This window comes from Colwellia sp. MB3u-8 (genome assembly GCF_014076985.1).
Taxonomy (GTDB): domain Bacteria; phylum Pseudomonadota; class Gammaproteobacteria; order Enterobacterales; family Alteromonadaceae; genus Cognaticolwellia.
Window position 1 is genome coordinate 120,063 of the sequence record NZ_JACGVA010000073.1, and the last position, 26,578, is coordinate 146,640.

General features: G+C 37.8%; 20 protein-coding genes and 2 pseudogenes. 15 read left to right on the forward strand and 7 right to left on the reverse strand.

Annotation, left to right across the window (positions count from 1 at the left end; genetic code table 11):
* Positions 1 to 464 precede the first annotated feature (464 nt).
* The 4 genes from H4J54_RS17415 to H4J54_RS17430 all read left to right on the forward strand — a co-directional run bounded on the left by H4J54_RS17415 (position 465) and on the right by H4J54_RS17430 (position 5,273).
* Positions 465 to 1,580, forward strand: coding sequence for a glycosyltransferase family 4 protein (locus tag H4J54_RS17415; RefSeq protein WP_182192250.1), 1,116 nt, complete (start codon positions 465 to 467; stop codon positions 1,578 to 1,580).
* Between the two features lie 34 nt (positions 1,581 to 1,614).
* Positions 1,615 to 2,607, forward strand: a complete 993-nt coding sequence (locus H4J54_RS17420) for a glycosyltransferase family 2 protein (protein WP_182192251.1) — start codon at positions 1,615 to 1,617, stop codon at positions 2,605 to 2,607.
* 3 nt (positions 2,608 to 2,610) lie between these two features.
* Positions 2,611 to 3,360, forward strand: a complete 750-nt coding sequence (locus tag H4J54_RS17425; RefSeq protein ID WP_182192252.1) for a hypothetical protein — start codon at positions 2,611 to 2,613, stop codon at positions 3,358 to 3,360.
* A gap of 116 nt (positions 3,361 to 3,476) precedes the next feature.
* A complete protein-coding gene (locus H4J54_RS17430) occupies positions 3,477 to 5,273 on the forward strand; it encodes an asparagine synthase C-terminal domain-containing protein (protein ID WP_182192253.1) in 1,797 nt (598 codons plus the stop codon).
* Positions 5,274 to 5,642: 369 nt separating this feature from the next.
* Here the strand turns inward: H4J54_RS17430 and asnB (H4J54_RS17435) are convergent, their stop codons facing one another.
* Both asnB (H4J54_RS17435) and H4J54_RS19610 read right to left on the reverse strand, forming a co-directional pair.
* The gene (asnB, locus tag H4J54_RS17435; protein ID WP_182192254.1) at positions 5,643 to 7,559 is read right to left on the reverse strand and encodes an asparagine synthase (glutamine-hydrolyzing); all 1,917 of its coding nucleotides are present in this window, start codon (positions 7,557 to 7,559) and stop codon (positions 5,643 to 5,645) included.
* A 295-nt stretch (positions 7,560 to 7,854) separates the two neighbouring features.
* Positions 7,855 to 8,046, reverse strand: a pseudogene (locus H4J54_RS19610) (integrase core domain-containing protein); the annotation flags it as partial.
* A 343-nt stretch (positions 8,047 to 8,389) separates the two neighbouring features.
* On the opposite strand from H4J54_RS19610, the gene H4J54_RS17445 reads away from it, so the two are divergent.
* The 8 genes from H4J54_RS17445 (at position 8,390) to H4J54_RS17480 (ending at position 16,988) form a co-directional block, all read left to right on the forward strand.
* Positions 8,390 to 9,505: a glycosyltransferase gene (locus H4J54_RS17445; RefSeq protein WP_182192256.1), complete on the forward strand. Its 1,116-nt coding sequence runs from the start codon at positions 8,390 to 8,392 to the stop codon at positions 9,503 to 9,505.
* Positions 9,506 to 9,642: 137 nt separating this feature from the next.
* Positions 9,643 to 10,722, forward strand: coding sequence for a GNAT family N-acetyltransferase (locus tag H4J54_RS17450; protein ID WP_182192257.1), 1,080 nt, complete (start codon positions 9,643 to 9,645; stop codon positions 10,720 to 10,722).
* Between the two features lie 64 nt (positions 10,723 to 10,786).
* Positions 10,787 to 11,524, forward strand: a complete 738-nt coding sequence (locus tag H4J54_RS17455) for a hypothetical protein (protein ID WP_182192258.1) — start codon at positions 10,787 to 10,789, stop codon at positions 11,522 to 11,524.
* The gene (locus tag H4J54_RS17460; protein ID WP_182192259.1) at positions 11,525 to 12,031 is read left to right on the forward strand and encodes a GNAT family N-acetyltransferase; all 507 of its coding nucleotides are present in this window, start codon (positions 11,525 to 11,527) and stop codon (positions 12,029 to 12,031) included. It abuts the gene before it with no gap.
* 88 nt (positions 12,032 to 12,119) lie between these two features.
* The gene (locus tag H4J54_RS17465) at positions 12,120 to 13,451 is read left to right on the forward strand and encodes an O-antigen ligase (RefSeq protein WP_182192260.1); all 1,332 of its coding nucleotides are present in this window, start codon (positions 12,120 to 12,122) and stop codon (positions 13,449 to 13,451) included.
* Between the two features lie 29 nt (positions 13,452 to 13,480).
* Entirely contained in the window at positions 13,481 to 13,897 is a 417-nt protein-coding gene (locus tag H4J54_RS17470; protein ID WP_182192261.1) for an adenylyltransferase/cytidyltransferase family protein, read from the forward strand.
* 37 nt (positions 13,898 to 13,934) lie between these two features.
* Positions 13,935 to 15,860, forward strand: a complete 1,926-nt coding sequence (gene asnB, locus H4J54_RS17475; RefSeq protein ID WP_182192262.1) for an asparagine synthase (glutamine-hydrolyzing) — start codon at positions 13,935 to 13,937, stop codon at positions 15,858 to 15,860.
* A 15-nt stretch (positions 15,861 to 15,875) separates the two neighbouring features.
* The gene (locus tag H4J54_RS17480) at positions 15,876 to 16,988 is read left to right on the forward strand and encodes an acyltransferase (RefSeq protein WP_182192263.1); all 1,113 of its coding nucleotides are present in this window, start codon (positions 15,876 to 15,878) and stop codon (positions 16,986 to 16,988) included.
* A gap of 188 nt (positions 16,989 to 17,176) precedes the next feature.
* Here H4J54_RS17480 and H4J54_RS17485 read toward each other — a convergent pair.
* From H4J54_RS17485 to H4J54_RS17505, 5 genes and pseudogenes are all read right to left on the reverse strand, one after another.
* A pseudogene (locus H4J54_RS17485) lies at positions 17,177 to 17,956 on the reverse strand (IS4 family transposase); the annotation flags it as partial.
* Between the two features lie 21 nt (positions 17,957 to 17,977).
* Positions 17,978 to 18,412, reverse strand: a complete 435-nt coding sequence (locus H4J54_RS17490) for a hypothetical protein (protein WP_182192265.1) — start codon at positions 18,410 to 18,412, stop codon at positions 17,978 to 17,980.
* A gap of 211 nt (positions 18,413 to 18,623) precedes the next feature.
* Positions 18,624 to 19,817 carry a CDP-glycerol glycerophosphotransferase family protein gene (locus tag H4J54_RS17495; protein ID WP_182192266.1) on the reverse strand — a complete coding sequence of 398 codons (1,194 nt, stop codon included), beginning with the start codon at positions 19,815 to 19,817 and terminating at the stop codon, positions 18,624 to 18,626.
* A gap of 3 nt (positions 19,818 to 19,820) precedes the next feature.
* Positions 19,821 to 21,269: an oligosaccharide flippase family protein gene (locus H4J54_RS17500; protein WP_182192267.1), complete on the reverse strand. Its 1,449-nt coding sequence runs from the start codon at positions 21,267 to 21,269 to the stop codon at positions 19,821 to 19,823.
* Between the two features lie 33 nt (positions 21,270 to 21,302).
* Entirely contained in the window at positions 21,303 to 22,235 is a 933-nt protein-coding gene (locus tag H4J54_RS17505) for a glycosyltransferase family A protein (protein ID WP_182192268.1), read from the reverse strand.
* A gap of 552 nt (positions 22,236 to 22,787) precedes the next feature.
* Here H4J54_RS17505 and H4J54_RS17510 point away from each other — a divergent pair.
* The 3 genes from H4J54_RS17510 to H4J54_RS17520 all read left to right on the forward strand — a co-directional run bounded on the left by H4J54_RS17510 (position 22,788) and on the right by H4J54_RS17520 (position 26,551).
* Positions 22,788 to 24,134: a phenylacetate--CoA ligase family protein gene (locus H4J54_RS17510; RefSeq protein ID WP_182192269.1), complete on the forward strand. Its 1,347-nt coding sequence runs from the start codon at positions 22,788 to 22,790 to the stop codon at positions 24,132 to 24,134.
* A complete protein-coding gene (locus H4J54_RS17515; RefSeq protein ID WP_182192270.1) occupies positions 24,124 to 25,266 on the forward strand; it encodes a glycosyltransferase in 1,143 nt (380 codons plus the stop codon). The genes H4J54_RS17510 and H4J54_RS17515 overlap by 11 nt, the downstream gene beginning before the upstream one ends.
* A gap of 226 nt (positions 25,267 to 25,492) precedes the next feature.
* On the forward strand, positions 25,493 to 26,551 hold the full coding sequence (locus tag H4J54_RS17520) for a glycosyltransferase family 4 protein (RefSeq protein WP_182192271.1): 1,059 nt from the start codon (positions 25,493 to 25,495) through the stop codon (positions 26,549 to 26,551).
* The last annotated feature ends 27 nt before the right edge of the window (positions 26,552 to 26,578 follow it).

A 26,578-nucleotide genomic window follows, 5' to 3' on the forward strand; every position in this document is an offset into this window, starting at 1 on the left:
CCATAACGGTAAAATAATATTTAAAAATTTTAACGCATGTTGTGAATGAAAATGAATGACATCAAATTTACGTAATGCTTCAAATACCCGTATTAATTTCCATATTGAGCCACCATTATAAGTAATAACTGGAATATTAATATACTCGCATTCAGCAACTAATTAGTTGCCCAAAAAAAATAACCGTAGGTTTATCTCCTAATTTTTTTGCATTTGACACAAGTCAATAACAAAACGTTCTGCACCACCAATATTTAAGCTACTAACTATATGAGCTACTTTATCACTAAGACTTTCCTTTAAAGTTAATTTATAGCTGCAATTAAGTTAACCATAAACTGCAACTAAGTTAGCTTCTAATTGCAATTAAGCTATATTTGGACTACGAACACAGATGATAATTGAGTTTCAATTTTTTTGATACGCCGATTGTCTAACATTATGAACAAAGTCAAGGAAGTAGCATGCCATCGCTCACGACATTAAGAGTATTAGAAGTAGTACAAAGCTTAGAAAAAGGCGGCAGAACCACCCGTTTTACTGACACAGTATCAGGTCTTAGGGCACGAAAAATAACGGTTTTACCTTTATGCTTATCACAACCTGTTGACTGGGTTGATATTGGCGATTTGCACATAATAGAGCGTAAGCAAGGCTTTAATTTTCACCTCATTTTAAAAATCCGTACCCTCATAAAAACACATAAAATCAACCTAGTACATGCTCATTGTGAACTAAGTCAGCTATATGCAGGTATCGCTAGTTTTACCTGTAACACTAAGGTGGTAGGTACTTTTCATCGTTCCGATTTAGCCCGCTATCAACCCAGTTTAGTCAATCGACTTATTGGTTTTTTTGTCCACAAATACGTCACGGTTTCTCATGACCGTCTGTCGCTGTTAACTGAAAACCTTAATTTGCCCCTAAAAAAATGCCATGTTGTACACGGTGGAACCGCCATTAAAGTATCACCCTCAGCAGAATTAATTACACTCACTAGACACGAATTAACTATTCCTAACAACCAAATAACCTTGTTGAGCGTCGGTCATTTAGGTCACATCAAGGGGCATCAAGATACTATCACCGCACTATTTTCACTAAAAAATGAAGCATTACCTACTAACATTCATTTATATATTGCCGGTGATGGCAGTTCAGCCGAAAAACAAAAACTTGAGGATCAAATACGTCAGCTAAAACTTGAAAATAACGTGACCTTGCTGGGACAAATCAGTAATGTTTTTCAATGGCTAATCGCCTGCGATATTTTTGTACAGCCGTCGATTGAAGAAGCGTTTGGGCTAGTTTTTATTGAAGCGGGTGCACAAGCCAAACCTGTCGTCGCTACTAGGGTTGGTGGTATAAAAGAAATTATTTTACACGAAGAAACCGGTTATTTAGTTGCGCCCGAGTCACCCAAAGAGTTGGCCCAAGCGTTGCAACGCTTGATTTGTTCACCAGAGCTCAGAGTAACACTAGGTGAACAAGCCTATTTACGCATACAAGAAAAATTTTCAATTAGCACTATGATTAATCATTACTTAACTATATTCACTCAAACAGTAGCGCCCATTTAACAAGCTGATGCTTACTCAAACACTAGGTACTCCCATGGAAGAAAAAAAAGTAACCATAGTCATAACACCAAGAGACAGATACACCTTGGTCATTGAATGTATTGAAAGCTTATATGCATTAACACCTGAGCCATTTGACTTAAAAGTGCTTGATCTTGGTTATCCCAAGGCGATAAAAAAACAGCTAAAACAGTTACTCGCCAGTAAAAGCAATGCAGAAATTTATGACTATGGCCGTATTATCCCCATGGAAGCGATGCGCAAAGTACGTGATTGTATTACCACGCCCTACACCATGTTTTTAGATAACGACTCAAACGTGACTGAAGGCTGGTTAATGCCCTTAATTATCGCTGCCGAAACCGAACATGCCGCGATAGTAAACCCGCTGACCCTAGAAAAAGAAGGGGTGGATAAAGGCGCTGCGCTACGAAGCCATTTATACACCAATGAAATTCGCATGGTCGAGATAGCAGGCACAGATTACTTATTGGAAGAAAAACATCTACGTCGAGCCCTCCCCGAAGATATTCCCTCCGACGTTGTTCCCTCTGAAATGTTTGAACTACACGGCGTTTTATTTGATACCCAGATATTAAAAACCATTGAGTTACCGCAAATGGTCATTCGAGAACATATCGACATTGCTATTCAAGTGCACAAAATGGGCAGAAAAATCATCACACAACCCAAATCAATTATTGTATTTGATAACTTAGGTACTCGTATGCATTTGTGCGATATGGAGTATTTCTTTTTCCGCTGGGGATATAAACTTACCTCCAAGTCATCACGTTTATTTGAACAACGCTGGGGGTATAATTTTTATGCCGAACAAGCCATGTACCATTGGGTGTTCAGGCGTCGTATTTTTCTCTATTGTCGCTGGCTACATCTACCTATTTCAGTCGCTAACAATGCTACCCGTGTCTTTGCAAAAATTAAAACCATGGTAAAGCCCGTTTGGGACCCACTGAAAGATCCTTATGAAAAGTCACGAAATTTCTTTCAACATAACAAGGTGTAAATTATGCCTGTTAACGTAAAGTTTAAAATAAAAAATTATTTAGTGAAACTGCTCAATTTCTATTTAGTTAAGAGTAAAGACCCCTTAGACATATTATTGTGTAAAGCTATCGCTTTACACAATAATGAAATAGCCATGACTATATTGGCTAACGAGCTAGATCATTTTTATCATAATACCGATATCAATAAGCTCTTAAAGCAAATAAAATTTAATGAATTATATCCACAACTCATTAACTCTGGTTATAAAGTTGATGTGTTAAATTATAAAAGCCCCTGCCCTTGGTACCTCAATACCTTCAAATTCTGGAATAAAAGGCTCTTTTTATTGCGGCATTGCAAAATTCGGTTAGATTTACTCATTCTTAAAAAAGGAGCCTGCATACCACCTCATGCTCATCGAGGTGTAGTATCTGGTTTCTTGGTGCTTAAAGGAATGGTAGGGATAAAACATTATCATGTGTCTAAATATTTAGATGATGGGGTAATTTGTAAAAAGACAATTGATCAAAATCTAAGCGCCGGTGGTTATACAACTAACCATGATAATAGAGATAACATTCACTGGTTGTGTGCCAAAGATGATGAATCCATTCTGTTTAGGTTCAACATAACTGGCTTATCATCACCGCTCCCTGAGTATGAATCTTTAGCCGGTAGAATGTATGTAAATCCTTCAAATATTACCAGTGATGATGAATTTACATCGTTCGTTGGCCCGAAGGATGTCCACAACCTCAAATTTGAATAAAAGTCACAGCATAATTCAAAGGAAAAATACTTAGATTTACTCTAGTTCTCTTCTTTGTTATGACGTTAATATTTAATTTATATACCTCATAGGTATAGCTAGTTAAAGGAAATAAAATGAATTTTAAAGGACTTTCGCCACAGATAAAAACGGGATTCGCTGGCTGGATAAAATGTGAACCTTTTAAGGATGTGAAAACTGCAATAGGGCCAAAAACATATCATAGTGACATGTTCTTTATCGAGTCCTTAAGCCCATTTTCAGTTAAAGAAGTTAGTGATGATCTATTCATTCTTACCATAGGTTTATCAAAAGAAAAATCAGCTAGACTCACAGAGTTAATTTCGCATGAAAATCTTCTGCAAAAAGATGAAATCAGTGACGAAATATTATTCCGCAATTTCCATAAAGAGATCACCGATCTTTTACTGCCTAGTGCTGTCGCGTTTGTAATACAACCTAGACTAGCACGCGTGAGCGTTTTCAGAGATGCTGCGGGTTTCATGCCGATTTACTACAATTTTACTAAGAACATTTTGGTATTTTCATCAAACATGGAAACAGTCAGACAAAATACAACTTTTTCAGGAATAAATACCGATAAAATTAATGAAATGTTGGTGTATGCCCATAGAACAGGGAAAAGAACGCTATGGCAAAACCTAAACACCATATCGCCAGGCAGTGTTAGTACCTTTTCCCAAGGGAAAATTGTTCAGCATCAGTGGTTACTCACTGAGTCTTCTCAGTACAGTGTCGAAACACAAAAAAAGTTTAAGTCGTTAACAGAAGCTGACGTATTAAAAGAAATAAAAATTGCAATGGATGCCGCCTTAGAACCTCTAGAGAATGAACCTCATGTTTCTGTACCCTGCGGTGGTGGGGTAGATTCGTCTTTTCTTGGCGCTTATCTAGCACAACGCGGACAAAAAGTGACTTATTGGTGCATCAACCAACCTGAAGCACCGGTAAGTGAAGATAAATGGATGAAACCATTATCTCAACAACTTAATATTCCCTGTGAATACGCGAATTTAAACAAAACAGTTTTTCTGGAAAATCTATTAGATACCATGATTCAAAGCCCTCAACCTATGACAGGGCCAAACGCAGTAGGTGGTTTTTATGCGAGAAAGTTGGCTTTAGCCGCTGGTGACAAGGTGTTTATTACCGGAGAGGGCGCAGATACAGTATTTGGTGGCTTATCACCGTTTAGCCGTTTAAGCCCAATGGTCCGAATAATACGAATGCTATCTACTTTACCAAAAAGAATACGCATGCAATTGGACCGTGGCCTCATTTCTGATGCCGCATGGGTCATGGATATGTCACAGGTATCCCCGACAGAAGACCTAGCACGAATTGCCATGGGTGACTTGGAAAGAGCAGAACTATTGACTGAAGTCATGAAATTTCCACCTGGCAGCAATTCAACAGAGCGGTTCGCCGACATATTTAGCTGGATTCAACTCAAAGAAGTTCCATCCGGTCTTAACCACATTTTTTTTGAAAACGATGAATTTGAAGGAGGGATCACACACTACCCTTTTGCTCATGCTGCGTTGATCAATTTGGGCCTACATTTACCCTACAAATACAAAGTAAATAAGGGCCATAAAAAATGGTTATGGCGAAAGTTTACTAGTGCTTATATAGGAGAAGACGTCGCCTTTCGTAAAAAGTATGCATTTCCAACCTTAACTAACCTTTGGCTTGCATCGTCATCATGCCTATTAAAAGGGGGGTATTTACAGGAACTCTTATGTGTCAATGTTGCAGCCGTCTATAACGAGCTGCCGAAAGACGATCCATCAAGGTGGACATTATTAAACATTGAATTGTGGGGGCGAATTCACTGTTGGAATGAATCTAAAGACACCCTGTTCGAACTGATGATGGCCAACAATGACTAAAAAGCACACATGAGTGATTTAAGCGTATTAAATTTAATTCCCTACCTTGCCCTTGGTACAATGGAGCGTTTGGTGTGTGATTTGGCAGCAGGTGGTCGATACTGTCAGTTGGTTTCAGTGCATTAATTTAACTGTGATTCTCTCCAAAAAAATAGCCAGTTAGTTAAGACATATATACCCAAGCCATTAGCAGGTGAAAATCAAACAGAATTTAGCCCTCAAGTAATTTAGATATAGGCTTGAGAGCTATAGTGATGCATGGTATCTGCTATCTCATGCCGGTTATGGCCGGCCACCGACTTTGTAAGACAGGTATGAAATTGCTTTGGGTGATATTGGAAATATTTCGCTTAGACACATTTCTACGTACTACATCCAGTGATCATACCACATGGCCAGGTTCATAAATGTCCAGATTTTCACCCCGTTATCGCAGGTCCGGTTTTCATGACTTTGCACCAATTCTCGTATAGCTTTTTCGTTAAATAGATTCAACTCCCATATTTTCGATTCGAAGATCAATTGCTTGGCGTATGGCATCATGCCCTGATTCAGCCATTGACTGACCGGCGCGGAGAAAGCCATTTTCTTACGATTAATGATCTGATCAGGCACTATGCCCGACATGGCCTTTTTCAACAGATGCTTGGGATTACCCTTGGACAACTTTACCGATAGTGGAAGTGAAAGCATGAATTCTACAAGTCTGTAATCCATAAAGGGTACCCTGGCCTCCAAACCAACAGACATGGTGATCTTGTCAGTGCGCATTAGCAGCAGTTCGGCAAGCCGGATTTTGAGATCCGTGTAGGTAACCTGTGTACCAATGTCAGCGTTGGGTAGCAAGTGCTTTAAGGGCATGACTGTATTATTTAATAGTTTTTGGGAAATATTGGAATTCTGTTTTAGCGAGTCGAGCAATATGTCATTTCGTTCGCTTTCTTTAAAAGCGGTCGAGCCCCAGAACAAGGCATCTCGATTGGCCGCTCGCTCAAAAATTTCACCATATCGCTTAAAGGAGCTAGACAAGAACTGACCGCTGTAGGCCAGGTGTTGGAGAGACCGCAAAATTGGAACGGGAAAATTAAGGAGGGGCTGCCAGTTTTTTCTAAAACTTTCAAAAAAATCTAGTCGAGAATCATAGCCAAAGAATAATTCGTCGCTACCCTCGCCTACCATGACAACCGGCACATTGTCGTTTTTTACGTACTTTGATAGATAATATATCGGCACCGAAACCGGATCAGCCAAGGGTTCATCTTGTCCGTAGACGAGTTGAGGCATATAATTCTTAACATCCTCCCACCCCACCATAATCTCTTGGTGATCTGTACCGCAGTAGTTGGCGACAAATGCTGCATGCTCTAATTCATTCTGGCCTTCGACATCCTTGATGCCAATTGCATAGGTTTTTACAGGGTGGGACAATTGACTGCTCATCAAGCTAACAATTGCGCTCGAGTCCAGTCCCCCACTTAAAAAAGCCCCCACAGGTACATCGGCAACTAAGCGGTCTTTTACCGCTTGTGTCAACAAAGAAGTAACTTCCGCGACCGCCTCTGATTCAGTAATGTCATCATTAAGTGAGCGGTTGGGTGAAGTTGCGTTCCAATAAGGCTTGACAGTAATATTGCCATTTTTGTCACATATTAGATAATTACCCGGCTCCAGCTTTTTAATATTCGCAAACATGGTGTGTGGGTGTGGTGTTGTTTTAAAAGTTAAATAGTGCATCATCGATGTCAAGTCTGGCTTGGGAACGATCTCGGGATGCTGTAATAAGGCTTTTATCTCAGAGGCGAAAATGAACTTACCGTTTTGTTTGGTGTAATATACTGGTTTGATTCCAAGCCGATCCCGTACAAGTACTAATTGCTGTTTTAGCGAGTCCCATAGGGCAAATGCAAACATGCCATTCAGATCCGCTATCCCATCCAGGCCTTTTTTCAGGTAAATATTCGGTATGACCTCAGTGTCTGATTGAGTCAGGAATTCTAGTCCGTCTTTTAAAAGGGCTTCACGTATTTCACGATAGTTATAAATCTCGCCGTTAAAAGTCACGTACATCTGTTTATTGGCATCCGACAAAGGTTGTCTGGCGGCACTGGATAAGTCGATGATGCTCAGCCGGCGATGTGCTAAGCCGATACCATGCTCGTCATCAATCCATATCCCTGCATCATCCGGTCCGCGGTGAGATAAGCTATCACGCATCGCAATCAATACCTTAGGGTCAATCGGGACCTTCCTATTCCCATATTGAAATATTCCAACTATTCCGCACATACTGCATATTCTCCTTGAAGTGGCCAAGTAATATTGGCTACAGTTTTATAATAAAGTTAGTCGTCTCTTTCTGACTCTTTTGGGCTTAAACCAGCGTTATACTTAGCTATCATAGTCAATAATATAATTCATTATGTGTTGCCTGGCTTTGGTAAAAATTCGATATCCATTGTTGGGTATCGGTAATCCCCCCGAAGTTAAAAATAGACCTTTATACAGCTAACGCCAATTTCTATTTTGGTGTAATGCCGCCTAGTCCCATATTGGGTCGTTCGTGGTTATATGGCCATAATCATTTTGTGGCTCGTTGCAGGACTTCTTGAATACTTTCAAATAGGTAATATCCCAACCAATCATAGCGAACGGTACGATTAAAATGTTCAATATAGGCATTCTGTTGAGGATTACCGGGTTGAATGAAGAGCAATTCAATGCCATTTTACCTGGCCAAGTCCGCTAGCGTATTGCTGAGATACTCAGGTCCGTGATAGCTATTTAATGAGGCAATTAAGGACAGTTTATGGTCAAAGGTCTACAAAGAGCTAACGATTAAATTTGCTGCTAAATTTTGGAGTTCATTGTTTAAGCTAAGTGTTCATAAAAAACACTCACGCTTTTACCGTACCTTGTTAGCAGCAGCATTGGATGTAATGGACTATTGAAGTGGAAAACTAACAACGTCTTGAATTTATGATCTTGCCCTGTATTTGCTAAGAAGTTAATATTTAACTACTATATTTGACAGGTATATGGGGACGCATTCATTGTTGGAATGAATCTAAAGATAATTCATTCGATCTTATGATGCCAAGTAAAGGCTAAAAAAACAGATGAGTGACTTAAAGGTATTACATTTAATCCCCTCCTTAGCGGTTGGAGGAATGGAGCGTTTAGTGTGTGATTTGGTTACCGCCAGAGATAAAACGATAACCTCCATCGTCTGTTTAAATACATTAGGTCTACTGGGTGAGCAAATAAGTCACGACATTGATGTTAAGGTATTGCATCTTTCTGGCGGCATATTTAGTGGAATAGTTAACGTCTATAACGAGTTAAAAAAACAACAACCCCAAATAGTGCATTGCCACAACTTACAAGCTCATTTTTATGGCAGTATTTGTGCCAAACTATTAGGGAACATGAAGGTCGTTCTAACAAAACATGGCCAACACATTCCCAAGACAGGGCTCGCCGCAAAAATTAATAGAATTACCCTAAAAAGCAGTAAAACGATAGGGGTTTCCGCAGATATTACCAAACTAATGAATGGCTGGATATATGACGGTCGTTATACCGCTGAATATATAGCGAACGGCGCACCTTTAAGGTCTAAAAAAATACTGAACGATGAAAAAATAACTAAACATTCTTTGGGTTTGCAAGACGACTACGTTTGTTTAGGCATTGTGGCGAGATTGTCAAAGCCCAAAGACCACGCCATTTTAGTTAAATCAATAAAAGCGCTATCGCGTAATTACCCTAACATTCATTTGCTCATCATAGGTGACGGTCCGCTAAAAGGTGATATCGAGGCATTAATAGAGAATTTAGACGCTAGTGCACAAATCACCCTGTTAGGTGAACGACAAGACATTCCAGACATTCTAAATATATTAGATATTTTTGTATTAACCTCATCATCAGAAGGCATTCCAATGACTATTTTAGAAGCCATGGCCGCCAAACTGCCCGTAGTGGCGACAAATGTTGGCGGAATCCCTCAAATTGTCATTGACGGCAAAACTGGCTTTTTAGTTACTAACAAGCAACAAAAAGAATTATCAGACGCCCTCGAACGTTTAATAGTCGATCCAAATTTACGCGCAAAATTTGGAAGGAATGGCCGCACACTACTTGAAAAAAACTACTCTATAAAACAAACCATGGAAAAGTATGAAGTAATTTATACCCACTTGATTGATCCCAACATAAATGTCGGTAATTAGGCTAGCTCATAAGCGCATGGATACACACAAGTAGAAGAGCTTTAATTTTGAGTGCTCTTACTAAAAATAATATAGGATCAAAAAATGTTAGGATTAGTCACAACCACATGGGCCGCCAAGGTTAATAAATATTTTTTATGAAAGACAGTCTAAATGCAACAGATATAACGTGGCGTGATATCACTAGTTTAGATGAACTAAGCGCAATTAAAGATGATTGGTGTGCCTTAAACACCCGCTGTGAAAAAGGTAATTTATTTACTTCCCCATTGTGGAATAGCATTTGGATTGAAACCTATTGGCAAAGTCATTGGCAATTGCAGGTTATCACCGGATGGCATGAAAAAAAGCTCATTGCCATTTTTCCACTCTATCGTCAGTTACAAAAACATGGCTTTACTACAAAATCAATATTTCCATTAGGGACTGGAGAACCTGAATCCTCAGAAGTGTTTTCCGAATATTTCGACCTATTATTACACCCACACTATGAAGATATTGTATTACCTGCGCTGGCAAAAAAAATCAAGCGACTGGATGTAGACCAACTGTGTTTCCGGGCTATTTTATATAACAGCCACTTGATAACACTATTACAACAAACGGTTAATTATGCTTTTCAGCCAAGTCATTCTCGCTACCTTGTTGAACGTTCAACATGGTCACTTGAAAGCCTAAGCAAAAACACCCGTGCGAGGTACAATCGCTCATGCAATCAATTAGCGAAAATTAACGCAAATTTTAGTTGGGTAGCTCCGCAGGATTACGAAGCCTATCTAAAGTTACTAAAAAAATATCATCAAATACGTTGGCAAAAAAAAGGCCAAAAAGGTGCTTTTGTTCACCCTGACTTTTCTGAATTCCATCATAAAATGAGAAACAACCCCAAACATGAAAACATTAGAATGAGTGCTATTGTAGTTGATGGTCATCCGGTAGCGATAAACTACTACTTGCTTGATACCAAGACTTTATATTTTTATCAATGTGGTTGGGATGAAACAAACTATGCCAAAATTTCACTGGGTATGTCATTACACCTTTGGAGTATCGACCATTGCGAACAACAGTATTATGATTTTATGATGGGTAGCAATAACGATAGTTACAAAGCAAGATTTGGGGGGGAGCAAGTCCCTATGGCAAATATCAAAATAGACCTAAATAAAGGGAAGATTTTCTTAAATAAAGTCTTTAAAAAACTCGGTTTTAATTGATTTACCCCTACCTCAAAGGTATTCTAAAGGCAATATAACTATTCAAGTAAGGAAAGAGTCCTAAATGGAATGGCAAGGTAAAATAAATAAAATAGCAGAAATTTATAAACTACTCTTTCAGTCTCCAAAATTATCGCTGTCTCTGATGCTTGAAAAAACACAGGGCAACGATCCTTTTTATAAAAAAATCACCGTTAATTTTTACAAATTAGTGACTAAAAGACGCAGAAAAATCCCCCTATTTAGGCAAATGACCCGCGCAGTGGGTGTATGCGTATTACCTGATAGTTATGCCGTGTATATAAAAAGCATTGAAAGTTCCGGCCATCGAAATGTTAAAAAAGCCCTAAAGAATGGCTATACATTTAAAACGATTAACTACAATGAGCACCTTGATGACATATGGGATATTAGACGGTCTACCAGAACCCGACAAGGCGATGTAGCTGATTCCTTTATAAACAATAGACCCAAAGAAAACGCTGACCCCAAAAGTAATACGGTATACCACGGTTATCCCTACTTCGGTGTGTTTGATCCCGAAAATAAATTAGTGGCCTATGCTGGGTGTTTTTTAGCGGGTGAAGTAATAGAAATGTCTCATTTTTATGGCCATGCCGAACATCAAAAAAATGGTGTTGTGCCGTTACTTATCACGTCGATTGCCAACCACACCATTGAAAATCACCCGCAGATAAAAGCCTTTATTTACGGTGGTTATATTGGTGCATCACCAACCTTGAAACGCTTTAAAAAGAAATTCAACTTTATGCCTTACCACATAAAATGGAGCCTTAATTAAATGCTGCAGCTTATCTATAAACTCGACTCATCAATAGACGTACCACCTTCAACACATCAATCAAAGGAAAGTAAGGCTGACTTCGTTTTTATAGCAAGTTTATTCAACTTGTGTAAGCATTTGCCACTGCTAGTGAAACGTTATGGTATGTCAAGCAACTTGCTAAAACTCATCATTAAAATAGCAATGGGTAGAAACGCCTATTATTTCGTGGTGTATGAAAATAAAATAGCAAGTGATGGCCTAGTCACTTTTGGGATATGTAAACATTATCCCATAGCAGCATCAGAACATGTTATTGGTCCGGTATTTACTTATACGCAGTTCCGCGGTAAAGGCTTAGCTACGTTAGGCTTGAGAGAATGTATCGCTTCTTTAAGAAAAAAATTCGCTCCCGATGCTATATATATTGATACCAGTGAAGACAATATTGCCATGCAAAGTGTTATTGCAAAGATGGGTTTTGGACAACATGTGCAATCTTTTGAACGCCCCGATATTGATTAAAAATATACCGTACTAATTTGCATACTTTCGAACTTTTTACCGCGTTTCGACAAAAGCAAAACTTACTTTTTAATGGATAAATATTACAATGGCCCGACAGTTACCGCCAAAAAAAGCTACTGACGCCTCCATCGCCTTTTTCTTTTTGTATCTTTATACCTTTTCTATTCTGATCCGCCCACATGAATTCTCTATAGCAACCGAAGAATATATATTTATTCAAATATTCGCCATAATCTCATTTGTTTTTACTATTTTCACCTTACGTCCTATTAAAATTATTCCTCAACACTTAATGCTATTTGCCTTAGCCCCGCTCATTGTACTATCGGGATTTTTTAACGGTTCAGGCATGGAAGGTATAGAAGAAGCGGAAAAACTCTTTATAAGTTCCATCATTCCATTTTTTCTCTTTAGCCTTTGTACCACTAGCATTAAAAGACAACATATGCTGATGTACCTTTGCATTTTTGCGGCGCTTATTATGGTCTACAACGGCTATTATCAACAAACGCATTTTAATGGACAGGCCGGATATGGTATCGGGCATTCACAGTCTGTTGGCGGTATCGAAATGCGTATCGCGTATTTAGGTTTTTTCGGTGACCCAAATGACCTAGGGATGTTTTTGGTGTTAAATGTTCCCTTTGTTGCCTATTTTTACAGTGAAGGTGGTTTTACCAAGAAATGGGTGATGCTTTTAATATTCGCAGCGCTTTGCTATGGCATTTATGCGACTGGCTCACGAGGCACCCTGCTTGGCATAATCTGCCTCATTTGTGTTTATTACCTCATCACTAAAGCTGGAGCAAAACTCATACTATTTGCACTCTTGGCTGCGCCCATCGCCGCAACACTGTTAACTAAGTTTGGCGGTTTATCATCTGACGATGACTCTTCACAGGGACGGTTGGAAGCTTGGTATGCCGGTGTACAAATGTTAATGGCAAACCCCCTACTGGGTGTTGGTATGGGTAACTTTTTAGAAGAACACGGCCTGGTCGCACATAATTCCTACATTCATGTTGCTGCAGAGTTGGGTGTGCCGGGTTATAGTTTATGGGGCGGCGTATTAATATTGTCTATGTTGGTAGGCTACTTATTGATGAAAAAATATATGACCTTTGATGAAGAAGATGTAACTGCAGAATTAAAACTTAAATATGCTGCTGAACTGAAAATAAATAAAACCCTCTTCTTTTCCATGGTCGGTTTTATGATCACGGCATTTTTCATCAGCAGGCACTTTACGTTGTTACTGTTCGTGTTTTTGGGTATGTTTACCGCTAGCCATTTACGTATTATTCAAATGAGACCAGAGCTAGAGCAACTATTCGAACCTCGCATGTTGATAAAATGTGCCTGGTATTCTTGGGCGATAATTGTTGCTGTTTATGCGGCGCTAAAAGTGGGTTTATAAGCCATTTTATTAAAAATTAGGGGAAAGGAATGATTTTAGGATACACAACCGGTGTTTTTGACCTGTTCCATGTCGGACATGTTAATTTACTTCGCAACGCAAAAGGCATGTGTGACAAGTTAGTGGTAGGCGTTACGACCGACGAACTGGTGAGTTATAAAAATAAAAAGTCTGTTATTTCATTTGAAGAGCGCATGGAAGTCGTCCGTTCTTGTCGTTATGTCGACGCGGTAATTCCGCAAGAAGATATGGATAAATATACTCAGTGGGAGAAGGTGAAGTTTGATGTTATGTTTGTTGGTGATGACTGGTTTAAAACCGAGAAGTGGGAAAGTATTGACCAGAAATTCCAAGAAGTAGGTGTACGTGTAGTGTACTTCCCCTATAGTAAAGGCACTTCCTCTACACTAATTAACAACGTATTGTTAGATTTACGTAAAGACTAATAACTCAGAAAGACATTCAAGCAAGGACAGGCAATATATGTGCGGAATATTAGCGACCATAGGTGATATCAAGCAAAACATCAGCCAGGCAGACTTTCATGCGGCGTTAAAGCTGCAGTCACATCGCGGCCCAAACGATATTGGTTTTGATGAATTCCATGGTAACAGGCTGGGGCATACACGTTTAAGTATTCTTGATTTGTCTTCGGCTGGTCACCAACCTATGTATTCTGAGTGTAAAGGTGTCGCGCTTATTTTCAATGGTGAAATATACAACTTTAAAGAAATTAGAGCGGAGCTAGAAAGTGCTGGAATTGTATTTAATACTCAGTCAGATACTGAAGTATTATTAAAGTCTTATCTACATTTAGGTATTGACTGTATTCAACAATTTATTGGCATGTTTGCTTTCATCATTGTAGATAAAAGAGTTGGGGTTGATTGTACTTATGTTGTGCGAGACAGGTTAGGTATTAAACCCTTGTTTTATCTTCCTAAGGGCAATGGCTATATATTTGCGTCCGAAGTAAAGTCTATTTTACCCTTAGCAAAACAAAAATTTAACCTAAATAAAAAAACGGTCTCGTCGTATTTTTCCTATCGTTATTCTATTTTAGACGAAACATTTTTCGAAGGTATAAAAAACCTAAAGCCGGGTAGTTACTTACGTATAACACCATCAGGCACCGAACAGCATCAATATTGGCAATTATCAAATTTTGTCGACCAAAGTGAAGATAAAGGCGAAGCCTATTACCTAAAGCGATTAGACGAGTTACTGCATTCTTCAATTAAATACCGTATGATTTCTGACGTACCTTTTGGTGCATATCTTTCTGGTGGGGTAGATTCAAGTTTAGTGACTGCGATTATGTCAAAGTATTCCGCACAACCAATTAAAACCTATACTATTGGCTTTTCTGAGCAAGGTTACAATGAATTTGAATATGCAGATTGTGTCGCTAAGCTTTATCAAACCGATCATAAAGCAATAAATATCGATGCCACTGAGTATTTTGATACCTTAAACAAGCTTGTTGCTTATAAAGATGCCCCGTTATCAGTACCGAATGAAGTGCCTTTATATTTAATGAGTCAAGAGCTTAAGAAGGAAATTACTGTTGTACTCTCAGGTGAAGGTGCAGACGAAATATTTGGCGGCTATGGCCGAATTTTTCGCTCAACTGATGATTTTATCAACCAAGATGCACTAAAAAATCAACAAGAAACTTCAGCGCTTTTTGAGAAAAAATATGGTGATCAGCAATTTGAAACAGATGTCGAGCACTTCATCTATAACTACAGCTATACCAAACCAGCATTAAAGCAAAACCTGTTAGCAAAAAATATTGATTGGCATACAATCGAATTAGCATTAAACCAAAAATTTAAACAAAGTTTTAATGAAGTATCAGGTGCTGATTATCAAACAAAAATGATGTATACGTTCGAAACGGTGCATTTACAAGGGCTATTATCTCGAGTTGATACGACGACAATGGCTACGTCAGTAGAAGCACGAGTGCCTTTTGTTGACCATCGCTTAGTTGAATTTGCCTTTAGCATTCCGAATAAATACAAGCTGAAATGGAATTCATCCAAAGACCAAGTGCTCGGTAAAAACAAATTGGCAGATCAAAGCTCAGAAATACATGACACCCCTAAATATATTCTTAAGAAGGTCGGTGAAAAATACTTACCTGATGATGTCTTATACCGTAAAAAAATGGGCTTTCCTGTACCCTTAGACAAATGGTTAGGTGGTAGCTTTGCCGACGATGCAAGAAAAATCCTTGCCGATAAAAACAACATTGCCAATCAAGTTATTGATACAAGTTTTGTACTTTCTTTATTAGACGATAAAAATTTAGCAAAAAATCATAGTTTGGCCATGAAGGTTTGGATGGTTTTAAACCTCTTTGCTTTTTGTAGTGCCTATAAAAGTCATTTAGTCAGCACTTAATTTTTAGAGGTCATTATGCACTTATCACATTTGATTAATTCTAAAGATAACAATTTCAACCTCATAAGGATGTTAGCAGCTTTTGCTGTATTGTTTAGCCATAGTTTTGCATTAGCTACGGGAAACGCCCAAAATGAGCCTTTACGGACTTTATTAGGTATTACTCCAGGCCACATTGCCGTCGATATATTTTTCATCACTAGTGGCTTACTGGTTGCTCGTAGCTTGTTCTATCGTAAAAACTTGCTTGAGTTCGCAGCTGCACGAGCCTTGCGCATATACCCTGGGCTTATTGTCGCGGTAATTATATGTGTGCTTATTGGCGCAGCTGTGAGCCAATTAACGATTAATGAATACTTCTCTTCAGGTATAACGCTTAATTTCTTCTTAAAAAATTCTTTTATGTTACTAGGTGATGTACAAATTTTACCGGGAGTGTTTGATACAGCGCCATTTGATAACAGTGTAAATGGTTCTTTATGGACCCTACCATGGGAATTGAGAATGTATGCTTTCCTTGGTGTTTTTGGCTTTATAACGTTACTACTCAACTTACTATACAAAGCCAACTGGCTAGCAATATTAGTAATATGTTTTTTTACTTTTTGCGTTGTAAATTATTTTCAGTTTCACTTTTTTACTGAAATTAGAGGAGAAAAATATAAAATATTTAGATTTGGAACAATATTTTTCTATGGTGCGGTAATCTATTTATGTCAAAGTAAAATTGCCTTTAAGCCTATACTATTATGGAGTTGCCTAGCCATTTTAGCGATTTCCTCATTTAACCATGATATCTTTTTTGTTTTATATACTGTGCTATTACCGTATATCGTACTTTACATCGCTTACATCCCTAAAGGTCGTATCAGAAAGTACAATAATTTTGGCGACTATTCATACGGAATATATATTTATGCGTGGCCGGTACAACAACTAATAGCCGTAAGTGTAAACGAGGTATCTATTGTGCAAATGGTCATGCTATCGACCCTGTTTACTTTTACTTGCGCCTATCTTTCATGGCACTTGGTAGAATCAAAGGCTCTAAAGCTTAAGCAGTATATTAAGCCATATGCCCTTTTTAATATTACACCTGAACCGAGATCAGCACCGAATAGCAATTGATCAATTTTAAACGAGGATAATTTTTCATAAACAAGGCGCTTGATTAAGTCATAGCGGGCTATTGGGATTGAAAGCAACGCATTAATGGTATTTAAACAGCTTTCATATGTAGGTACTTAAGCCTATTATTTAGCCATTCGCTTAAATATCAACCAGCGATATAACACCAAACTGATACAGCCCATCCCTTAAGTCTCGTTTAGGGGGGCACGTTCACATAACTTGGCAATGGTATCAATACACTCTGTGAGGGCAGCCATACTTGGAAGGCCTTGGCTAACGTGAACCACCAATAATAACAGCCAACTAGAAGCCATCCTCGCTGTTTTTTGCGTAGATATCCAGACTGACTTTAAGGCTTCTGTGCTATATGCCATAAGTCGCTTAAGCAATACGGTAATAAAACTTGCATAAATAAGGGTACTGACAATATCTTCATTGCTTGTGCTAAATTTTTTCAAATTACAATATGACTTTAGCTCTTTAAATAACAATTTTATCTGCCACCTTAATCGATAGAGTTCAACGACATCTGAGGCAGGCACTGTTTCTCTTGCTAAGTTCGTGACCAAATAACCGATGCGTTTTTTCTTCTTATACCAAAATGCAATGACACGAAAATTAAAGTCATATCTGGGCCAGCGTACTTTTAAATCAAGCGTGCTATTTTTATCACGTAATTTTAATGTGTTTAATTTTTTACCTTGTGCTTTATTTAAAGCGTTTCCTTGAAAGTCATAAGCTTCCACCACAACAGGATTAATGCTACAGGCTGCTTGAGTAATGGTATGACCGCCTTGTTTATCGATTTCTATGATTTTCTTGCGATCAAAATAACCTGCATCGGTGAGTAATAACGTATCGTGTAATGAGCTTGCTTGCGGTGCATGCGGTCTTTCTGGCGCGGTATCAGGCCCTAATGCTAGGTAGTCGATGCTGCCAGTGAGTAAGTCCATGGTAACGTGAAGTTCAACAGCCGCAGGAAAACGTTATTTAAAACGACCAGGGTAAATCTGTTGTAAATTATCGTGTACTTGAAATGAGCAACCATCATGTAACTTTATTTGCGAAAAAGGGAAAGCAGCCCCTGTTGAAAGTGACGTTAGTTTTAATGATTGGAGTACCCAAGACTGCATTACGTATGTAAAACATTCTTTGAAAAAGTCATGGCACTGTGTCTTTTTAATTTGGTTATGAAAAGGTTTATAGTTAATCGTCATGCCGCTGAGATGTTGATAATGACGGTGGATGTCCGCCAAGTTAGCTTTTGATTGGCTGCCTAAAGTCGTAATGGCTGATAACAGTAATTTCAAAGGATTGAGTTGACGAGAGCGTAGAAGAAACTTCTTTTCTCTAGCTAAAGCTAAAAGTTTTTTTTCATTAAAAATAGCATTGATTTTTTCTGTTAATATCGTAAGGTTCATTGGCTTCGTGTCTTATTTACTTGTTATTTTTGGCGAAACAATAAGATCATAAATAAGACACGAAAGCACCTTTTATTCAGAAGAACAGTGATACATTTTAGAACTAACCCTTAAGATCCTACATATGAAACCGCTTTAGAATGATCGACTACTTATTTCAATGGGGATAATCAGCCTTTGCCAATAGCAGCAAGATAAAAATAATGACCGCTTAGTTAATTTTAAGCTGCTCAAGGCGCTGATAGAGCTCCGCAGAAAATAGCTGAGCATTTCCAACGCTGGCTTGATGAAATTTAACTTTCAATAAATTGTAAGCTTGTTGGTAATTGGCGCTTATACCTTCTTGCTTAGTCGCGACGATATTATCAATCAATTCTGGCCAACTATATGCGTATGGCTCCAGCGTTACGTCTTCATACTGATAATATAAATCACGCTCTTGTTTTTTATATTTCTCCAGATCGAACGGCGCAAAAAGAATCGGCTTATTGGACAGCAGAAAATCAAAATAACCTCCTGAATAGTCAGTCACCATGCAGTCATATAAAGCTATAGTGTCAAAAATATCTGCTGAGTAATCAATCTCTATATTGCGGGAATGCTGAATTTGTTCAATAAGGGCTTGTGGAGGTTTGTTAACCGGGTGCATACGTAAAACGAGTGCTATATTATTTTCCGCGAGCACGCTATCTATAACGTTTACATCAAAACCATATTGAGCAAACAAATCACATTCACTGCCTTGACCACCGCGAAATGTAGGCATATAGATACATTGATAAGGTGTGTTTTCTGCTTTAACAGGTAAGTTTAAAAAAACATCATTCCTAGGGAAACCAGTAATCAATGTGCGTTCTATCGGTACACGAAAAGCTTTTGACAAGGTTTTTTGTGTTTCAGGGCTAGTGGCAATTAGGTAGTCATTTCGCTGTTTTTCATAAGGTGATAAGTAATCAAACAATCGACCAATAACATTCTTGTGAATGACTTTTTCACCAAAAACATCATACATAATTTTTTTAAGTGGCAAGCCATGCCATAAATTCACCACTATGGTTTGCTTGCTTATGCAAGGTGCGTAAAGATCGTCTTGTAACGCCTGACAAACAAAGGCAAATTGGGCGCGACTTTGCCACCATAAGCCTAGTATACTATTTGCGTGATAGGCCCTGTATCCTTGGTCACGCACACTTTGTACAACAGCATGGTCTTTACTTATCCAAATAGCGGTTATCTGCTTTTGATGTTGATTGGTATATTCAAAAAACGCTTTAGGATTATCGCTATAGCGACTGCCAAACCACGCGCCAAATACCCATAAACCTGATTTTTTAGTTATTAACTGGCTTATCCCATAAAGAAACAAGTTAATGCACAATAGAAATAGCTGTTTAACTTTTTCCATAAATTAAGCCCTTTTATTTCTGAGCATAGTACTCATTTCCACAAGCGATTTTTTATCCAGTAACCATATTGATGCCGCAAAGGTTACTGCGCCAATAGCGATTTGTCCAAGCAGGTTGGATATGACGACAGCGCTTAACCATTCCTTACTTAAGAATACAGAAACGATCATCAGTATGCCTGCAATAATAGGTGAGAGAAAGCTTTTCAAAATATCGGTTACGGGTATTTTAAAAGAACGACAATTTCTCGTTGCTATGATGAGGTATGAAAGTGGAAAGCCAACCCCCCATGCCAATGCCAAACCCGTTGCCCCCATATCCATGAAATAAAGCAGAAAAATGAGAATGATAACCAGCATAATGAGGATATTACCCAATAAGTGTTTCACCTTTTTTAGACTTTTTAAGGCTGGATTGAAAAGTTCTTCACTAAAACGCAGCGGCATAACAAATAAAATGATCATAGTGGGTATAATGGCACCACTCCATTTTTCGCCAATTATAATCGGAATAATTTGGTCAACTGTTGCCCCAAGGCCCCAAAATACCGGGATAGTAACCAAAAGGCTCAATTTTTGTGATTTCACAATATAGGCGTTAATACGTTTGGGTTGGTCTTGAATTTTAGAAAAGGCAGGGAACGCTACTTCTTTAAGTAAGGGGAGCATTTTCTTTTGTGGCATGAGGGCTATATGTAATCCTATAGCATATAACCCTACCTCAGCAGCCGACATAAACTGTCCGGCAATGGCGATGTCCATATGTAAAAACACATAAAATATAATAGAATGTAAGGTTAATATTCCACCAAACTTCATATATTGTGTGACTTCGGAAATTTTAAATTCAGGTAGAAATGTAATAGGTTTAATCGCTAGTATCAAAATAGTTCGCAAGATTAACGAGGCCATTTCGCCTATAATGAGTGCCCAAAAACCATAGCCCAAATAGGCCAAAACTAAGGTGGTGAGAGCTGCGGTAATATTTGCTATGGCAGCAATTATGGATATTCGTTTAAAGTCCATACTGCGCGCTAACAAGGCTGATGGGATAACGTTTAGTGCGATAACAAGATAAGCCCAAGCATTAACCTTTAAAATACTGGCGACGTTTTCTGATTGGTAAAAAGCCCCTATAGCATCAGCAAAGCCTATTTGTAAAAAGAAAATAGCAGAGTAGAGAATGATAATCATGCCAAAAGCTTGCTTGAGTGCTTTTTGGGACAAGTTTTTTGCTTGAATAAGCGCAGGCGTAAATAATGGTCCAATTAAAAGCGGCAGAAAGCCAAAAACTATGTCGGCCATAGCAACAACACCATAGTCTTCAGGCACTAGCATTCTTATAACCCAGAATGTCATTGCCCAGCGAACAACCTGAGTGGCAACTTTACCTAAGGCAACCCATTTAAGTGATTGTAATACCTGACTTTTAAGATCCTGAGTGTCTGTCATTTAGTGCTACTTATTTGACTTTTCAATGGTGATTTATTTAGCAGTAGTGCGTTTGGCATTTTGCAGGCTTTTCCAAACAAAATCAGGCACTAATTTTAGCATATACCCTTTGGCCCAAAATAAACTATTTTTTCTCGTTTGGTGGGCACGCATAAAAGTATCGCCCGCCAAATTGAACAAACCCGCAGACACATAACATTGCGCATAGCGTATATGTAGATTTTGTATGATATCAGCCCATTGAGCAGTTTTATCACATTGCGTGGCAAGCTCTTTAATTTTTACTAAGCAAACCAGTTCGGCTTGATGCATTTTCTCATCATTCGAGGAGTAATTGTCGCCATGAAAAACATGAACCGCCAAATGCTCAGGCACAAAATCAAATTCGCATATCAATGACATTTTCAACCATAAGTGCCAGTCGTCAACCCCCATAAGAGCCAAGTCGTCATCAAAACCACCTGCTTTTAATAAGTGTTTTTTACGTACCACAGCCGTGCAACACGTTAACATATTTAACTGCACTAACTGGTCAAACACATACCCTCTTTGCTTATTGGCTAAACTACCCTTGGAGGTTTTTCCATATAAAAGCGCTTCAACGACTGCACCGCAATAGACCAGTCCAACATTAGGGTTTTCAAAGAGGGGAAGCTGTTTTTCAAGCTTGTCTGGCAGCCATAAGTCATCTTGGTCACAAAAAGCTATCAGCTCACCTTTGGCAAGTGACACTCCATAGTTTCGGGCATTTGCTACGCCACCATTTTCTTTGGAGAAACCTTTAATTCGGTTATCTGTAGCAACTAAACTGTCAATCAACTTAGCAGAGCTGTCTATGGAACCGTCGTTGATTAGTAACAGCTCAAAATTTGAGTAAGTCTGCTCAAGAATTGATTCAATAGTTTTTTTAAGATACTTTTCACCGTTGTACACAGGTACAACAATTGATACTAATATTTCAGACACTGCAGAAAACTCCCAATAAATGCAAACGGCTAAGTATTATCCCTTGTTTAAGGTAAATTACCAGCATTATTCTTTGCTAGTATACGAGCCAAATTTCAGTGATTTTCCAGTATAAATTAATAAAATAAATCAATTACTTACATATGAATCATGTTGTTGATAAATAGTGTTCAGTACACAGCTAGCTATGAATTACCATTAAGTGCTATTGCTTGTGGCCAAGGTGAATTCGATGCAATTGATAGGATCAATTCAGGGTTGAACAACGGCTATTATTAAATCTTACCAGGTGATTTTTAGGTTAATTATTAGTGATTAATTTGTTAAAACTGTAATTTAGCGCTATTTTAATACTACTAGGTTCATAACATGATAAAGGTGCCATTGGCATTAATCGACCGGTATTAAGAATGCGCTTTAAGGCCCTGATATCGACAGAGACAATTCACAATTTAGATATGGTGGCTGACATTATAATAATGAATAGTCTTTATTTGGTTTCACAGGCTTGAGTTAAGTACATTGCAAAAAATTTGTATAAAGGATTAAACCATGCCATTTTACCCCTCGTTGCTGCAAAAATTGCTCATGCCTCTTTACGAAAAAATAAAAGGTAAAAATTTACTTTTTTATCTGAATGCATACGAGTCTCATCTAACCTGGTCATCTGAACAGCTAAAATCGCATCAATGGAATGAAGTAAAAAAGCTGCTTATTCATGCTTTTGACAACACAACATTTTACCCTGAGATGTGGGCCAAAGCGGGGATTGATTCAATTGATGATATTCAAAATATGAATGACTTTGAAAAGCTTCCTTTGGTCAGCAAAGACGATATTACCAAGCACTACCAAGGGTTAGTTGCTAAAAACTATGCTAATAATATCAAAAAAGCAACAGGAGGCTCGACAGGGCAACTCTTTAGGTTTGAATTAAACACCGACAGCAATACACGGCGTGAAGCTATTATGTGGCGGGGATACGGCTGGCTAGATGCAGGCCTAGGTCAAAAAACTTTATATTTATGGGGTGCTGATATAGGCCAGCCAACAAAGTTAAAAACACTTAAGAATAATTTATATCATGCTTTTTACAATCGAAAAATGCTCAATTCTTTTGCCATGAATACCCATAATATGCCTAGCTATGTTGAGGAGATAAATAATTATCGACCTACCGCGCTGGTTTCTTATGTGAACCCTTTATATGTATTAGCTCGATTTATTATTGAACACAATATTTCGGTATTCTCCCCGAAAACAATTCTTACTGGCGCCGAGCCATTGTACGAATTTCAAAGAAAAATTATCGAAAAAGCTTTTAACTGTGAAGTTTATGATACTTTTGGTTGTCGTGAATTTATGCTGATGTCAGCAGAATGCCAAGCATATAAAAACCTGCATATTAATAGTGATCACCTAGTAGTAGAAACCGTTAACGATACAGGCCAGTCAATAACCGGTGAATCTGGCGACTTGGTTGTAACCGACTTATATAATTATGGCATGCCGTTAATTAGATATATAAATGGCGATAGAGCGACTTTAACAGACCAACCTTGCGGCTGCGAAAACCCATTACCCATTATGAGCAGTATTGATGGTCGTAAACTCGATATTATTAAAACCGCGTCGGGTAAATTAATTCCCGGCGAGCTTTTTCCACACTTATTTAAAGAATTTATTGGTATAGATAAATTTCAAATTAAGCAAAACGAAATATCTAGTTTGCAGATACTATTGATTACCAATAAGCACTTTACTGAACAAAACAAAGATGACATTGCTAAAGAAATAAATAAATACGCTGAAAATGAATTACAATTAGTGTTTAATATGGTTGATGATATTCCGCTAACCGCCAGCGGTAAAAATAGGGTTACCATTTGTGAAGTCTAGTGACAACAAACCATCTTTAGTAATATTGACGAATTTATATCCGTTACCTTGGGAGCCTAATCGAGCGACATTTAACCGCCAGCAATTTGCTCAACTCGATGATGACTTTAGCAAAAGTGTTTTGGTGCCTATTGCCTTTCCAGATTGGTTTTTGCATAGAAAAGAGATTAAACAATCAGAAAGCTTACGATATGTGCCCTACTTTTATCTGCCAAAACTTGGTCGTCGATTTTATAGCGCTATGATGTTTGCCTCGATAATGCTGCATTCAGGTTTATGGTTAGTGCGTAATAAGCCTAAAAAAATATTAGCCAGTTGGGCTTTTCCTGAAGCCGTATCTGCTAGCTGGGTTAGCAAGTTAATGAACTGCGATTTCTATTTCAAAGTACACGGAAGTGACATTAACTTACATGGCAAAATACCTGCCCGTGCTAAGCAAATAGTTAATGCCAGTAAAAACGCTAAGGGTATTTTGTCAGTTTCTCAAGCGTTAGCGGATGAAATGATCACTATGGGTATCGACAAAGAAAAAATTCATGTGATTTACAACGGTGTAGATCATCAAAAATTTCAAGTTAAAGATTCCATATTCGAACCAAACAATCATAATTACATTTTATACGTCGGTAATTTAAAAAAAGAAAAAGGTGTTATTGAGCTACTTAACGGGTTTGCAGCTATAAGCGCAAAATATCCGACACTAAAGTTGCTGTATGCAGGCCCAGGTAACCTGAGTAGCCAAATAGCAAGCCAAGCAAAAAACATGGCAATTAGTGATAAAGTTACATTACTTGGCGGTGTTGATCACGATCAACTTCCTGGACTTATTAACCAAGCACGATTATTAGCATTACCCAGCTATAATGAAGGAGTACCCAATGTGGTACTTGAAGCAATGGCCTGTGGCACGCCTGTTTTAGCCACTAATGTTGGTGGTATACCTGAAGTAGTAAATGAAAATATTTGTGGAAAAATAATATCTGCTCAATCAGACTCAGCTGTAGCAGAAGGCTTAGACTATATTCTAGCTAGGTATTGGGATAGAGAAAGCATCAAGCTTCATAGTCAACAATTTTCTTGGGAAAACAATAAAAAACAATTAATCTCTTTGTTATTGAGGAATAACAGTTAGCTAGGTTCATAGTTAAAAATATTTTTATTCTTTTCTATGTTTAGTAACGGTAACCTGCAAATGTGATTTCTCATTTAAAATCAACAATAATAGTAGAAATATAAATAAATTTATAAATTTATAAATTTCGTAGTATGATAAGTTCATCTAGACAAAGCGTTGAATTAATAAAAGTATGCTAACTTAACATTGCATCGACTTTGAAACATAAAAAACGAGTGAATGTATGAGAATAGTACACTTTGTTAGTAGTTTGAATATTGGTGGCGCTGAAAAGTTGGTTTGCAATTTAGTAAAATATCAGAAAAGAAAAGGTTATGAAGTAGATATTATTTCTTATGGTTCACCCACAGATGTATTTGCGATTAAATTACAAAACACTAAGATAAAAGTGCATTACATATCCGGCTCATTTTTGAGTAGAAATAAACAAGTCATTAGCATTTGTCGAAACAAAGATATACTCCATTTTCATTCAAGCCCTGTACTCCGTTCTCTATGCTTAATTTTACCATTATGGTTTTTTAAAAAAACAATTTACACTATTCATGGTGAAACAAACCCGCCATTAGCTTTTTTAAAATTAGCTCATACTTTATCACGCCCATTTCTCAACACTATTACGGCTGTTTCTTTATCTGCAGGAAAAGCATCAAAAGAGCGCTTCAATTGGAGCCCTGAAAAAATCACCGTTATTGGTAATGGAGTGGTTATTCCCTGTAAAAAGGCGCTAATACCAAAGAGAGAAATTAAGATACGGTTAGGTGTAGTAGCACGGCTTATTGAATTAAAAAATATTTCATTAATATTTTCTACATTAAAAAATGGTAACATTAATTATAATATGGAAAATATCAGTGTCGAAATATTTGGCGACGGCCCCCTTTTGGAACAATTAAAAAGTGAAGCAATAGCTACAAATTTAAACATTGTATTTCATGGTATACAACCAGATGAAAATATCATCTATTCTTCCATTGATGTCTTATTAATCACGTCAAATACTGAAGGTTTACCCATGACTTTAATTGAAGCAATGGCCAATAACATACCCGTAATATCGACAAAAGTGGGTGCTATTTCTAGCATAATTACAAATCAGGTATCAGGATTACTAATAGATGTTAACAGTTCTCAGCAGCTAGAAACTGCAATTAATTATTTTATTGATAATGAAGAAAAAATAGTTAGCATGACGAACAATGCCCAAAAAATAGTTAGAGATAGATTTTCAATAGATGTAATTTCAAATATCTACGAAGAGCTATATACCCGTGTTCAATGAGATGCTTGATTTATATAATAATTAAGC

Coding starts and splice junctions, on each gene's coding strand:
- H4J54_RS17445 (WP_182192256.1), top strand. CDS start 8,390: ATGAGTGACTTAAAGGTATTACATTTAATCCCCTCCTTAGCGGTTGGA.
- H4J54_RS17520 (WP_182192271.1), top strand. CDS start 25,493: ATGAGAATAGTACACTTTGTTAGTAGTTTGAATATTGGTGGCGCTGAA.
- H4J54_RS17500 (WP_182192267.1), bottom strand. CDS start 21,269: ATGACAGACACTCAGGATCTTAAAAGTCAGGTATTACAATCACTTAAA.
- asnB (WP_182192262.1), top strand. CDS start 13,935: ATGTGCGGAATATTAGCGACCATAGGTGATATCAAGCAAAACATCAGC.
- asnB (WP_182192254.1), bottom strand. CDS start 7,559: ATGTGCGGAATAGTTGGAATATTTCAATATGGGAATAGGAAGGTCCCG.
- H4J54_RS17415 (WP_182192250.1), top strand. CDS start 465: ATGCCATCGCTCACGACATTAAGAGTATTAGAAGTAGTACAAAGCTTA.
- H4J54_RS17480 (WP_182192263.1), top strand. CDS start 15,876: ATGCACTTATCACATTTGATTAATTCTAAAGATAACAATTTCAACCTC.
- H4J54_RS17455 (WP_182192258.1), top strand. CDS start 10,787: ATGGAATGGCAAGGTAAAATAAATAAAATAGCAGAAATTTATAAACTA.
- H4J54_RS17460 (WP_182192259.1), top strand. CDS start 11,525: ATGCTGCAGCTTATCTATAAACTCGACTCATCAATAGACGTACCACCT.
- H4J54_RS17470 (WP_182192261.1), top strand. CDS start 13,481: ATGATTTTAGGATACACAACCGGTGTTTTTGACCTGTTCCATGTCGGA.
- H4J54_RS17490 (WP_182192265.1), bottom strand. CDS start 18,412: ATGAACCTTACGATATTAACAGAAAAAATCAATGCTATTTTTAATGAA.
- H4J54_RS17425 (WP_182192252.1), top strand. CDS start 2,611: ATGCCTGTTAACGTAAAGTTTAAAATAAAAAATTATTTAGTGAAACTG.
- H4J54_RS17450 (WP_182192257.1), top strand. CDS start 9,643: ATGAAAGACAGTCTAAATGCAACAGATATAACGTGGCGTGATATCACT.
- H4J54_RS17465 (WP_182192260.1), top strand. CDS start 12,120: ATGGCCCGACAGTTACCGCCAAAAAAAGCTACTGACGCCTCCATCGCC.
- H4J54_RS17420 (WP_182192251.1), top strand. CDS start 1,615: ATGGAAGAAAAAAAAGTAACCATAGTCATAACACCAAGAGACAGATAC.
- H4J54_RS17495 (WP_182192266.1), bottom strand. CDS start 19,817: ATGGAAAAAGTTAAACAGCTATTTCTATTGTGCATTAACTTGTTTCTT.
- H4J54_RS17430 (WP_182192253.1), top strand. CDS start 3,477: ATGAATTTTAAAGGACTTTCGCCACAGATAAAAACGGGATTCGCTGGC.
- H4J54_RS17510 (WP_182192269.1), top strand. CDS start 22,788: ATGCCATTTTACCCCTCGTTGCTGCAAAAATTGCTCATGCCTCTTTAC.